The organism is Pantoea sp. X-Soil-OKNW-713 (assembly GCF_059730685.1).
The window spans coordinates 1,674,019-1,686,339 of sequence record NZ_AP035995.1; the positions used below are offsets into that span (position 1 = coordinate 1,674,019).

At 54.7% G+C, this 12,321-nt stretch carries 12 protein-coding genes; 8 read left to right on the forward strand and 4 right to left on the reverse strand.

From position 1 onward, the window contains the following. Positions 1 to 4: 4 nt before the first annotated feature. Positions 5 to 1,597 (reverse strand): MFS transporter, encoded by a 1,593-nt coding sequence (locus AC6I8R_RS07715; RefSeq protein ID WP_497832081.1) that lies wholly within the window; start codon positions 1,595 to 1,597, stop codon positions 5 to 7. A 352-nt stretch (positions 1,598 to 1,949) separates the two neighbouring features. Between AC6I8R_RS07715 and hinT the strand changes: the two genes are divergently transcribed. From hinT to AC6I8R_RS07755, 8 genes are all read left to right on the forward strand, one after another. Next, positions 1,950 to 2,300: a purine nucleoside phosphoramidase gene (hinT, locus tag AC6I8R_RS07720; RefSeq protein ID WP_415175141.1), complete on the forward strand. Its 351-nt coding sequence runs from the start codon at positions 1,950 to 1,952 to the stop codon at positions 2,298 to 2,300. Positions 2,301 to 2,319: 19 nt separating this feature from the next. Further along, positions 2,320 to 2,685: a YcfL family putative periplasmic lipoprotein gene (locus AC6I8R_RS07725; RefSeq protein WP_021185615.1), complete on the forward strand. Its 366-nt coding sequence runs from the start codon at positions 2,320 to 2,322 to the stop codon at positions 2,683 to 2,685. 10 nt (positions 2,686 to 2,695) lie between these two features. Then, the gene (gene lpoB / locus AC6I8R_RS07730) at positions 2,696 to 3,292 is read left to right on the forward strand and encodes a penicillin-binding protein activator LpoB (protein WP_497832082.1); all 597 of its coding nucleotides are present in this window, start codon (positions 2,696 to 2,698) and stop codon (positions 3,290 to 3,292) included. Further along, complete coding sequence (thiK, locus tag AC6I8R_RS07735) at positions 3,279 to 4,094, forward strand: thiamine kinase (RefSeq protein ID WP_497832742.1); 816 nt, start codon at positions 3,279 to 3,281, stop codon at positions 4,092 to 4,094. Before lpoB ends, thiK begins: the two co-directional genes overlap by 14 nt. 18 nt (positions 4,095 to 4,112) lie before the next feature. Continuing rightward, on the forward strand, positions 4,113 to 5,156 hold the full coding sequence (gene nagZ / locus AC6I8R_RS07740; RefSeq protein ID WP_036627380.1) for a beta-N-acetylhexosaminidase: 1,044 nt from the start codon (positions 4,113 to 4,115) through the stop codon (positions 5,154 to 5,156). A gap of 39 nt (positions 5,157 to 5,195) precedes the next feature. Next, a complete protein-coding gene (gene ycfP / locus AC6I8R_RS07745) occupies positions 5,196 to 5,738 on the forward strand; it encodes an alpha/beta hydrolase YcfP (protein WP_021185619.1) in 543 nt (180 codons plus the stop codon). Positions 5,739 to 5,950: 212 nt separating this feature from the next. Next, entirely contained in the window at positions 5,951 to 7,255 is a 1,305-nt protein-coding gene (locus AC6I8R_RS07750) for an NAD(P)/FAD-dependent oxidoreductase (protein WP_152521908.1), read from the forward strand. A gap of 283 nt (positions 7,256 to 7,538) precedes the next feature. Beyond that, a complete protein-coding gene (locus tag AC6I8R_RS07755; protein ID WP_021185621.1) occupies positions 7,539 to 8,081 on the forward strand; it encodes a glycine zipper 2TM domain-containing protein in 543 nt (180 codons plus the stop codon). Between the two features lie 188 nt (positions 8,082 to 8,269). Here AC6I8R_RS07755 and AC6I8R_RS07760 read toward each other — a convergent pair whose 3' ends face one another. The 3 genes from AC6I8R_RS07760 to AC6I8R_RS07770 form a co-directional block, all read right to left on the reverse strand. Further along, entirely contained in the window at positions 8,270 to 8,485 is a 216-nt protein-coding gene (locus tag AC6I8R_RS07760) for a hypothetical protein (RefSeq protein WP_021185622.1), read from the reverse strand. A gap of 260 nt (positions 8,486 to 8,745) precedes the next feature. Further along, on the reverse strand, positions 8,746 to 10,863 hold the full coding sequence (locus AC6I8R_RS07765) for a peptidase domain-containing ABC transporter (protein WP_415175143.1): 2,118 nt from the start codon (positions 10,861 to 10,863) through the stop codon (positions 8,746 to 8,748). Beyond that, entirely contained in the window at positions 10,850 to 12,136 is a 1,287-nt protein-coding gene (locus AC6I8R_RS07770) for an HlyD family secretion protein (protein WP_415175144.1), read from the reverse strand. The genes AC6I8R_RS07765 and AC6I8R_RS07770 overlap by 14 nt, the downstream gene beginning before the upstream one ends. Positions 12,137 to 12,321: the final 185 nt, after the last annotated feature.

A 12,321-nucleotide genomic window follows, 5' to 3' on the forward strand; every position in this document is an offset into this window, starting at 1 on the left:
ATTCCTATCGTTTTGAAGGGGCAGGGAGAGGATGTAGCGCGCTGGCTTTACGCGGTAAAGGCGGTGCCGCGGGCTTAAGGCGATTGAGGTAGCCAACGTTGTTGTTACCCCATAAATGTTCATAGGGCATCCCCGCCAGCGTTTCGACAATCTCGCGTGCTTCCGGGGTGATACGCTCCGGCACCGGACGCCCGGCATCACGCATCTTCAGCGTCTCTTCACGCAACACGGTGTGGGTATGCAGATTGAGTTTAAAGCGCAGCGACACCAGAAAACCGCAGGTCAGCACGCAGACGGTGCCGATACTGAGGATCGCCAGAATGGTGTGGCTCACCGCCGGTAACTGCGTGGTATGCCCGGAAACAAATCCCGCCAGTTGCAACACGATGCCAACCAGCATGACGGCTCCGGCCTGTGAGGCTTTGCGCGTCAGCGTCATAATGCCAGCAAAGATCCCTTCACGGCGCTGACCGGTGACCACTTCATCCACATCGGCGATATAGGTGTAGGTATTCCAGGGCACATAGTTGATGCCACCCCGTCCCAGTCCGGCCAGGCCGGAAATCAGCACCAGCAGCGCCATGTTGTTATTCATGCCGGTGTACCACAGGCCCGCATAGGAGAGGGCGCTCAGGCCGAACAGTATCACCACCAGACGATACGCCGGTGCCGGTCCCAGGCGGATGCACAGTGGGATCATCGCCATCACCGCGATAAATTGCAGCACCGCCATAGTGCCCATCAGGCTGGAAGCAATCTGCGCGCTTTGCATTAACACGAATACCACATACCAGGTGAAGACCGCGTTAAACACGTCCTGCGCGATGTAGCCACCGAGATACATGCCGAGATGCTGGCGGAAGATACGAATGCGCAGCGTCGAACCGAGTTCGATGTAGAGGCGTTTCAGGCTTTGCCATAGCGACAGGCCGGATTTCTCCTGCTCGGCACGCAGGGATTCCGCTGAAAAATCATCCGGGTGGCGCTCCCAGGTAAAGCGCCACACCAGCGTCAGCACCAGGGCGCAAATCACCGCGAACACCAGGCTGGCATAGAAGAACGACAGCGGATTTTCTTTGCCGAACCAGCCAATCAGGATACCCGGCAGAAACGCCGCCAAAATCGCCGACAGCTGCGCCAGGGCGATGCGTGCACCCGAGAAGCGAGTTTTCTGTTTGAAATCATCGGTCATCTCCGGCACCAGCGTTTCGTAGGGCACCAGAATCATGGTGTAGACGATATCGAACAACAAATAGGTCAGCAGATACCACCAGAAACTCATGTCGGCGATCCACATCAGGCTGTAGCTGAAGACGCAGGGGATACCGAGCATGATAAAGAACTTGCGGCGACCAAAGCGTTTACCCAGCCAGGTGGAGCCGAAATTATCGGTGAGAAAACCCATTAACGGACTGACCAGCGCATCCAGCACACGCGCGGCAGCAAAGATAAAGGTGGCTTCGATAGGGGTCAGTCCACAAAACGTGGTGTAGAAATACAGCAGCCAGGCGGCAGTCAGCGCCGTGGTGCCTGCGCCGAGGAAATCCCCGGAGCCATATGCCAGATAGTGGCCCAAACCAATCTTACGTGAGCGCATTGCAGGTACTCCCTGAGACAAATGTGGTGTACATCCCTCATCCTTCCGGACAGCTGGCTCGGATTGGTTAGAAAGTAGAGCGGGAAGCGGTGCTAAACCTTCGCGATTTGGCAAGCTTCCCTGCGCAAGTGGCAAAATCGCAAAGAAACGGTGGTGATAAATCTAATTTATAAAACAGCGTTTCATTTTCGTGGTGGGAAAAATGTCAGAATTGTGTCGCGACGCGATTTATGGCGCGGAAAAGTGATGTAAACGCAGCCATTTAATGTAAGAAAAGTGGTCCCGAGGTTGAAAGAAACAGAATTCCTCCCGCATACTGCCTGACTAAACTCCAGGTTTAAGGAAATGCACCATGGCTGAAGAAACCATTTTCAGTAAAATCATCCGTCGCGAAATCCCCGCTGACGTGGTTTATCAGGACGAACTGGTTACCGCCTTCCGTGATATCGCACCCAAAGCACCTACGCATATTTTGATCATCCCTAACGTGCTGATTCCCACCGCGAATGATGTGCAGGCCGCACACGAGCAAACATTGGGGCGCATGATTACCGTCGCAGCGAAAATCGCCCGTGATGAAGGGATCGCCGAAGATGGCTATCGTCTGATCATGAACTGCAACCGTCATGGCGGCCAGGAGGTTTACCACATTCATATGCATCTGGTCGGCGGCAAACCGCTTGGACCGATGTTGGTTGACTAAACCTCAGGCAGGACTTGCTATGCGTCAATGGCTGAGCGGCCTGTTATTGCTGACCCTGGCGGGTTGCAGCAGTGATAAGCCGATGATCAATACTTCGCAATCGCTGGTGATGGAATCGTCAGTGCTGTCAGCCGGTATCATCACCGATGAGCCGAAGCTGGCGGGCAATGATGGGCAACTGCGCGCTGCCAGCGTGCTTTACAATCAACGCGAAACGCCGGTCACTGTACACTATCGTTATTATTGGTACGACGATAAGGGGCTGGAAATCACGCCGCGCGAACCGGCGCAAACGCTAACGGTTCCTGCGCATGGCAGCGTGGAAGCCGCATCGCAAATCGGCAATCTGACCGCCAGCAAGGTGCGTCTCTATCTTTATCTCTGAGGAGTAATCCGTGATTCGCAGTTTACAACGTTCCGGCGCGCTGTTATTTGCGCTGATGCTGACCGGCTGTGTGATTAAACAGCAAACACCGGCTCCGGTAGAACCGACCCAACCGACGACACCGACTCAACCTGTTCCGCCGCCAACCCAGCCGCAACAGCCACCGGAAACGGTGCCACAGCCGCCCAAGTTGAAGACCATCAACTGGAGCGCCAGCGTACAACCGCTGGTGGCCAACATGGTGCAATCAGCCGGGGTCAATCCGGGCAGCGTGCTGATGGTGGATCGCATCAAGAACAGCACCAATGGCGCGTTGCAGAGCGACAAAGCCACCGATTCTATCCAGAATGCGCTGGCGAACAACGGCAAGTTTACCCTGGTAACGCCGGAGCAACTGGCGCAAGCGAAACAGGCGCTGGGTTTATCGGCGGACGACAGCCTCAACTCGCGCAGCAAGGCGATTGGCCTGGCACGTAACGTGAACGCGCAATATGTGTTGTACAGCAACGCCGCGGGTGATGTGAAATCCCCGACGTTACAAATGCAGCTGATGTTGGTGCAGACCGGCGAAATCATCTGGTCAGGAAACGGTGTTGCACAGCCCTGATATTCAGCTGAATTATCTGATTGAACAACAATGGCCGACGGCGCAAGCTGGCGGTCATTTTTTCACGTTGCCAGGACTGAGTGGACAGAGTGTACGCATCGATAGTGGGCAGGGTTCATTGCTGGCGCGGCGCGTACCTGGCTCACCGATTCCCTTTGTCGACCGTCAGCGTGAATATCGTCTGCTGAACAAACTCCAGGCCTCCCAACTGGCACCTCGCCCCCTGGGCTGGCGCGAGCCCTGGCTGCTGTTGCCGTGGATAACGGGAGAGGTGTTGTCAGAGGCCGAGTTTAGCCAACAGCGTGAGGCGGTGGTGGCGTTACTGCAACGTCTGCATCAACAGCCGCTGACCGGCTATCGGCTCTCCCTTACGCCGCTGTTGCAGCGTTACTGGCAGCTTTGTCAGCAGAAACACTGGCGCTGGCAGCGGCGATTGCAGCGGTTGGTGAAAGTGGGGGAGCCACGTCCATTACGTCTGGCTCCCATCCATATGGATGTTCACGCCGGGAACCTGATCATGACCGATGCGGGACTGCGTCTGATTGACTGGGAGTATGCGGCCGACGGGGACGTCGCGCTGGAACTCGCGGCAATTTGCGCGGTCAATCCAGCACAGCAACAGGAATGGATCGCGACTTATGCCGAGGCGACGCAACTGATTCCCGCCGTATTGCAGCGGCGAATTCAGCAATGGCAGCCGTGGCTACAGGTGTTGATGGCCAGTTGGTACCAACTCCGCGCCGAGCAGAGCCAGGATGACACGCTGGAGCAACTGGCGCGTGCCAGCTGGCAAGACCTTTGATTTTACAGGATTGATATGATGACGATGAATACCCCCGGACCACTGATGCTCGACGTCGAAAGCTATGAGCTTGACGCCGAGGAGCGGGAAATATTGCAACATCCGTTGGTAGGTGGCCTGATTCTGTTTGCCCGCAACTATCATGACCCGGCGCAGCTGGCGGAACTGGTGCGGCAGATTCGTGCGGCATCGCATAGCCGCCTGGTGGTCGCGGTGGATCAGGAAGGTGGACGGGTACAACGTTTCCGTGAGGGGTTCACCACGTTACCGGCGATGCAGTCGTTCGCGGCGTTGCATGATCTGCCGACCGCAGGAGACGTGGCGCAGCAGGCAGGCTGGCAAATGGCGGCGGAGATGATTGCGCTGGATATCGACATCAGCTTTGCTCCGGTGCTGGATATTGGTCATATCAGCGCGGCGATTGGCGATCGTTCGTTCCATGCCGATCCGCACATCGCTTTACAAGTGGCGCGTCGCTTTATCGCGGGCATGCATGAAGCGGGTATGAAAACCACCGGCAAACATTTTCCCGGACACGGTGCGGTGAGCGCCGATTCGCATAAAGAGACGCCTCGCGATCCGCGTGATGCCGCCACCCTGCGTCAGCATGATATGGCGATCTTCCAGCAACTGATTGACGAGCGTGCGTTAGATGCGGTGATGCCCGCCCACGTTATCTATACTGAGGTGGACCCGTTACCTGCCAGCGGTTCGCCTTACTGGTTGAAAACCGTGTTGCGTGAGGAGCTGGGCTTCGACGGGGTGATTTTCTCCGATGATTTGTCGATGGAAGGCGCCGCCGTCATGGGTAGCTACGCTGAACGCGCGCAACAGTCGCTGAACGCCGGATGTGACATGATTCTGGTATGTAACCATCGTCAGGGGGCGATCAGCGTGCTGGATAATTTGATCCCGATCGGGGCGACGCGGGTGGCGCAGTTATACCATCAGGGACGATTCACGCGCGATACGCTACAGGCGAGCACGCGCTGGCAGCAGAATCAGCGCCAGCTCAGTGAGCTGCAACACCGCTGGCTGGCACACAAAGCGTCGGGCAGATAACGGCCGCTGCCCGGAACGTTCACCACGCTGAGGATAATCATGATCATCTATTTGCACGGTTTCGATTCCAACAGTCCGGGCAACCATGAAAAGGTGCTGCAATTGCAGTTCATTGACCCGGACGTCAGGCTGATCAGTTACAGCACCCGCCACCCAAAACACGATATGCAGTTTTTGCTGAAAGAGTGTGACAAGCTGCTGCATCAGGCTGCCGATGATCGGCCGCTGATTTGCGGTGTCGGCTTGGGGGGATATTGGGCCGAACGTATCGGCTTTCTGTGTGGCATTCGCCAGGTGATCTTTAATCCTAACCTGTTCCCGGAAGAGAATATGGAGGGCAAGATCGATCGCCCGGAAGAGTACGCCGATATCGCCACCAAATGCGTCAACAATTTTCGCGAGAAGAACCGCGATCACTGCCTCGCCATTTTATCACGCCATGATGAAGCGCTGGATAATCAACGCAGTGCCGCACAGCTGCATCACTTCTATGAAATTGTCTGGGACGAAGAAGCCAGCCATAAATTCAGGAACATCGCACCGCATCTTCAACGCATCAAAGCCTTCAAAACCTTGGTTTAATCCTGCCTGCGCCGTGTGATGCGGCGCAATGTTTGTGTAACATTCTGATAATGCCGCTGAAAGATTGATGTACATCAATTTTGTTGTGATATCCCGATCCCGCCATGATATTCTGCCCTCAGCTCGCGATTTAATTTCGCCAACCCTATGTTTATTAAGGTTTTTATTAACCATTAATTAACTTTTGGTTTACAACTTTGAGGGGGTCTTTGTTGACTACATCTATGAAAAAAATTGTGATTGTCGGCGGTGGTGCCGGCGGCTTAGAGCTGGCCACCCAGCTCGGACACAAGCTGGGCCGGAAAAAGAAAGCTGAGGTGATTCTGGTTGATCGTAACCACAGCCATCTGTGGAAACCGCTGCTGCATGAAGTCGCTACCGGTTCACTGGATGAAGGTATTGATGCGCTGAGCTATCTGGCCCACGCACGTAATCACGGTTTTCAGTTCCAGTTGGGGTCCCTGACGCAGATCAACCGTGAAAACAAAACCATCGAGCTGGCAGAGATTCTCGATGCGGAAGGTGAAGTGTTGGTGCCGCAGCGTGAGTTGGCCTATGACACGCTGGTGATGGCGCTGGGCAGTACCTCGAATGATTTCGGCACTCCGGGTGTGAAAGATCACTGCATTTTCCTCGACAACCCGCATCAGGCGCGTCGTTTCCATAACGAAATGCTCAACCTGTTCCTGAAATTCTCGGCCAGCGAAGGCCGCCTGGATAAAGTGAACATCGCCATTGTCGGCGCCGGTGCGACCGGCGTTGAGCTGTCAGCGGAACTGCATAATGCGGTGAAACAGTTGCACAGCTACGGCTACAAAGGTCTGGATAGCTCCGCGCTGAATGTCACGCTGGTGGAAGCCGGCGAGCGTATTTTGCCTGCGTTACCGCCACGTATTTCTGCCGCGGCGCATCAGGAGTTGACCAAACTCGGCGTGCGCGTGCTGACGCAAACTATGGTCACCAGCGCCGCAGCCAACGGCCTGAACACCAAAGGTGGCGAGTTTATTGAAGCCGACCTGATGGTGTGGGCGGCCGGTATCAAGGCACCTGATTTCATGAAAGAGATCGGCGGGCTGGAAACCAACCGCATCAACCAACTGGTGGTGAAGGACACGTTGCAGACCACCCTGGATGATGACATCTATGCCATCGGCGACTGCGCCTCCTGTGCGCTGCCGTCCGGCGGTTTCGTGCCGCCGCGTGCGCAGTCGGCTCATCAGATGGCCTCGCGCGCGCTGGAGAACATCCTGGCGCAGATGAAGGGCAAGCCGCTGAAAGCCTATGTCTATAAAGATCACGGCTCGCTGGTGTCGCTGTCGCGCTTCAGTACCGTCGGCAGCCTGATGGGCAACCTGATGCGTGGCTCGATGATGGTCGAAGGGCGTATCGCCCGTTTCGTCTACATTTCTCTGTATCGTATGCACCAGATCGCCCTGCACGGTTACTTCAAAACGGGCCTGATGATGTTGGTCGGTAGCCTGAACCGCGTGCTGCGTCCTCGCCTCAAGCTGCACTAAGCCATTCCGGGTGGTTTCAGCCGCCCGAATCTGCTAACTGATTGAAAACGTTCAGACCGGCCCGCAGCGCCGTCTGGCGTTTTTCTGAACTAAGAACTCTCCGAAAAGCTGGCCCTGACGGCCCGGCGCTGCGTTTCCTCCATTAATCTGATGTTGCAAAATCGGGCCATCTGTAAAACTTATCTCACAGACACGGCGCGTCGCGCACGCCGGTTATGTCCCGGCTACACAGGATGCTGTGAGTTTCAGGATTGCGCGGTAACAACTTCAGGAGGACATTCCTGTGAACAAATCAATGTTAGCGGGTATCGGTATTGGCGTAGCGGCCGCATTAGGGGTTGCTGCAGTTGCCAGCATGGATGTCTTTGACCGTGGCCCGCAATACGCTCAGGTTCTCTCCGCAACACCGATTAAAGAGAGTATCAAGCAACCGCGACAGGAGTGTCGCAATGTGACATCAACCCATCGCCGTCCGGTGCAGGATGAGAATCGTTTGACCGGTTCCGTATTGGGTGCGGTGGCTGGCGGTGTGCTGGGTCACCAGTTCGGTGGTGGACGCGGCAGGGATGTGGCGACAGTCGCAGGTGCACTGGCGGGTGGCTACGCCGGTAATCAGGTACAGGCAGGTATGCAGGAACGTGATACCTATACCACTTCAGAACAACGTTGCAAAACGGTGTATGACAAACAGGAAAAAATGCTGGGTTATGACGTGACCTATAAAATAGGCGACCAGCAGGGCAAAATCCGTATGGAAAAAGACCCTGGCACCCGCATTCCGCTTGACCGTAATGGTCAGTTGATCCTGAATTCAAATCAGGCCTGATTGGGCAAAGACACATCACAGCAGGGGCGATCCTCAGGGATCGCCCCCTAATCATTTCTGGCATATATCGCGCGGATTTTTATAAAAAAATAGCGCGATAAATCGCGCCGCTAAAAATTAAAGCCATTTTTCATGGCTAATTATCGCCTCATCCCTGAGGCGCTACAGATATATGAAAACTACAACCATCAAATACCTGAGTTATTGGTTAACCCACTCAATGCTGAGCCAAGGCCACTCACCACGCCACCGACGGTCGATAGCACCGAACCGAGTAAGCCCGTGACAGTTGAGGTGAGGTTACCCACGACTCCGCTCACATCCGCGACACCGGGAAGTGATACCGCGCCGCCGCTAACCTGTGAAATTTCCTGCTCAGAGAGTTCACGCATTGATTCATTCATAGTTGGACTCCAGATTATCAAAAAATGGTTGACTGGATGATAACGATATTTGAATCGGGCCTTGTTTTTTGAAAGCCCTTATTCAGGATAGACGGCATTGGATGAATGAAAAGAATATTTTTGAAAAATAATTGGCCCTAAAAAAGAAAGTTATTTTTACTGGCGAAAATAAGTCTCCGGTATTTTTCCGGATTATTTTATATAACCATCAATACGGGAAAGAATAATTCCGTAACAAACTCAGTTCTGTCCTAAATAGGTTATGACCACTCCGCCATATCGATCACCCGGTCTGCCGAGGCGATAGTTGAAGGGCGGTGGGCGATCAGGATACGGGTGATGTTCAGCCCGCGGATGGCTGCATTGATTCGGCTCTCGTTATCGACATCAAGGTGGCTGGTTGCCTCATCCAGAAATAACACCTGGGGGCGACGATACAGTGCGCGGGCGATCAGCAGCCGCTGCTTTTGCCCGCCAGAGAGACTTCCCCCTAACTCACTGATCAACGTTTGATACCCCATCGGCATGGCCAGAATATCATCGTGAATTTGGCTGAGTCTGGCGCATTCCTGTATCCACGCATCATCTGGCTGGGTATCAAAGGAGCAAATGTTCTCCGCCACGGAACCGGCCAGTAGCGTGTCCTCCTGAAGTACGCAGGCGATACAGGCCTGCCAGTTGGCGATCCCGCTGGCACGAATGTCGATGCCATTGACATACACTTCTCCGCCTGTCGGCTTCAGCAATCCGGCCATAATCTTCAGCAGGGTGGTTTTTCCTCTACCGGAGGGGCCGGTGATCGCCACACATTCTCTGGCATGAATATCCAAATCCAGCTCATTGAACAGCAAGGGGCTGAACGGGTCGTGCCGGAAGGTCAAGTTTCTGACGGATAATGCTGCTGGCTCCTCGTGGTGCAGAAGCGGATGGACAGGCGCGCCAGGTGTCGTTTCAGGTGTCGCAAGGACGATATCGGCCACGCGTTCCTTATGCACAGACAGCATGCGGAGCTGGAGCACATTATCCAGCAGGGCCGCAGTGCGATCGGCAAAGAGTCCACGATAGGTGCTGAAGGCGACAAACATCCCCAGCGTCATATGCCCGGCTATCACCGCATTCGCCCCCAGCCACAACAGGGTAATTTGTTGCAGCGTGGCAATCAGGGTATTACCGCCTGAAAACAGCATCTCAAAGCGGGTCTTGCGGATGGTGGTATTGGCGCTTTCGACATTCAGGTTTAACCAATGCTGCGCCCGTAGTGCCGCTAATCCCAGCGCTTTGATGGTGTGGATGCCATACAAGGTTTCCATAAAATGGGAACCGGAACGGGCATTTTTGACAATTTGTTCTTCTGAGCTTTGCCGCCATGCCTGGTAGGTACCCAGACGAAACAGGATCCACAGCAGGGTAAACGCCAGCACCACCCATAATAAACTGCCGCCATACAACAGCATCATGATAATCAGGCCCACGGTCATAATGCTGTCGATAATGCCGCTGACCACATTACTGGTCAGAGTGGTTTGTAGCGTCTCCAGCGAGGTAAAGCGCGACTGAATATCGCCAAGCTTGCGCTTTTCAAACCATTCGGTTGGCAACGCGAGCAGATGGTCAAACAGCCGCGCTTTGCCTTGCACCGTAATCAGGGTGCTCATGACCAGCGAAGTCCAGCCTCTGAGCATGCTGGCACCGGTGCGAAACAGCACAAAAAACACTAATCCGAGACAAATCAACGTCAGTAGTCCGGCATCGCTGGCGGGGATGGCATGGTCCAGCACCATCTGCATCCCCACGGGCAGCAGCAGACTGACGGATTCTATCAGCACCGAGTAACAGAATAATTTGGTGAGCGTAGTTCCCAGGCCAGCAATGCGTCCCGTCAGTGACCAGAGAGGTATGCGTGGGCGGGCAGGGGAATTTTTCGGTATTTCACCCGAGGGCCATAATTCCAGCGCCACGCCGGTAAAATGCAGCGAAACTTCCTGCATCCCCAACACACGATGACCTGTAGCCGGATCATGAATAATGACGCGGTTACGCTTAACCGCCACCAGCACTACAAAATGGTTAAGATCCCAGTGCAGGATACAGGGCAACTTCAGCGCTCGCAGATTATCCATCTCCAGCCGTAGTGCGCGCGATTTCAGACCGGCCATCGCGGCGGTATCGATCACGGTACGCAGGGTCGCCCCCCGGGATGAGATGCCGGATTGTTGGCGCAGCAGTCTCAGATCTGCCGGTAACTGATACCAACTGGCGATCATCGCCAGACTAACCAGCCCACATTCAGCTGCTTCAGTTTGCAACAGCACTGGCATGCGACGTCGCAGGCGGATATGCAGGCGGGAGAAGAGTTCTTTCATTTCACCGTTCGTCACTGACTGGCCCCGTGATGCTGTTTTTCAGGAAATAGTAAGGGGAGAGCATCCACTGCCACAGTGGGCGCTTTTCAAGAAACACCGTGGCCTGGAGCTGCATACCACTGGCTAATGGCAGCGTTTTTCCCTGCCAGCGCAATCCCTGGTGATTCAGCGCTACATTGGCTTTAAACCAGGCTCCGGCGATCTGCCCATCCGCTAACCGTGGCGCGCTGCCATAGTTGTTGAGTTCACGCGGTGAAACCGGCGCGGAGGAGATCGACAGCACCTTGCCCGGAAACTGACCATATTTCTCCGCCGGGTACGCGGCATAGCTGATATTAATCATGTCACCGGGTTTGACGTACGGGACGCTGTCGTTCGGTAGCCAGATCACCAGGCTGGGGGTGCTATCGCCGGTCGGCACCAATTGCGCCAGGCTATCGCCGTCGCTAACCATCTCACCTGCAGTGACGCTTAATGACGAGATACGTCCGGCTGAGGGGGCGGAAATCAGGCGCTCACTGCCTGCATCAGCTTCCGCCAACTGCCGCTCAATATCGGCCTGCCGGATGTGGTACTGCGCCTGCTGGGCGTCAAAATCGGCGGCACGGGTCACCTGCTGGCTGAGCAGCTCTGCAATCTGCATATCCTGTTGTACCCGCTGCGAGTTCAGGCTATGCCAGACACTAAGCTGTTGATAAAAAAGATAGCGTTGATTGTTTTGCTGGTCGGTGGTGATCAGCCCCTTACGCATGAAACGGCTATAGTCGTTCATACTGCTGCGCATCACGTTCAACCCTTCAGTGGCAGAATCCACCATCTGTTGGGTTTTTTCGCGGGCGCTGCGTAACTGATCAAGTTGCTGCTGAATGCTGGTCAGGGTGGCGCGTCGATTTTGTGCCAACTGATGCTGCATTTCTCCCATCTGCTGCTGCTGTTTTTTCAGCAGGGCACGGGTGGTGGCGCTGAGGTTGCCGGAAGAGGACACGCGGCTGATATCCAGCGCATACAGCGGCGTACCGGCATTGACCTGTTGGCCGGGGGAGACTAATAAACGGGAAATCACCCCTTGTTCAGGTGCAAACAGATTGATGGTGTGGGGCCAGGTGATGACTTCGCCACTGACATTGGCCCGGCGTGTGTAGCTGCCCTGCCACAGAAAAAGCAACAGCGCGGCAAGAAACAGTAAGGTGATGCACAACGTTATCCATACGGGCCAGCCGGTGATAAGCAGAATCGGTCCGGCGTAACGTGACTGCAAATGTTCACTGACTTCCTTGCGAAACAGCATAAACACACCAGCGCATAAAATGGACTGATGAGAAAGATAGTCAGCAACCCTGGGCTTATCCAGTATCAGGACTGATATTTTACGTGGGCGGGGTTAAAAAGAGTTATGTTTAATTTTATGATATATAAAGACAATCAATTTATGGTGTTTTCAATGGAATGATAAAACCATTAATTTTATTTAAG

Bases quoted from the DNA above. Each gene is read 5' to 3' on its own strand.
- AC6I8R_RS07770 (WP_415175144.1), bottom strand. From the start codon at position 12,136: ATGCTGTTTCGCAAGGAAGTCAGTGAACATTTGCAGTCACGTTACGCC.
- nagZ (WP_036627380.1), top strand. From the start codon at position 4,113: ATGACGATGAATACCCCCGGACCACTGATGCTCGACGTCGAAAGCTAT.
- AC6I8R_RS07725 (WP_021185615.1), top strand. From the start codon at position 2,320: ATGCGTCAATGGCTGAGCGGCCTGTTATTGCTGACCCTGGCGGGTTGC.
- ycfP (WP_021185619.1), top strand. From the start codon at position 5,196: ATGATCATCTATTTGCACGGTTTCGATTCCAACAGTCCGGGCAACCAT.
- AC6I8R_RS07715 (WP_497832081.1), bottom strand. From the start codon at position 1,597: ATGCGCTCACGTAAGATTGGTTTGGGCCACTATCTGGCATATGGCTCC.
- AC6I8R_RS07760 (WP_021185622.1), bottom strand. From the start codon at position 8,485: ATGAATGAATCAATGCGTGAACTCTCTGAGCAGGAAATTTCACAGGTT.
- hinT (WP_415175141.1), top strand. From the start codon at position 1,950: ATGGCTGAAGAAACCATTTTCAGTAAAATCATCCGTCGCGAAATCCCC.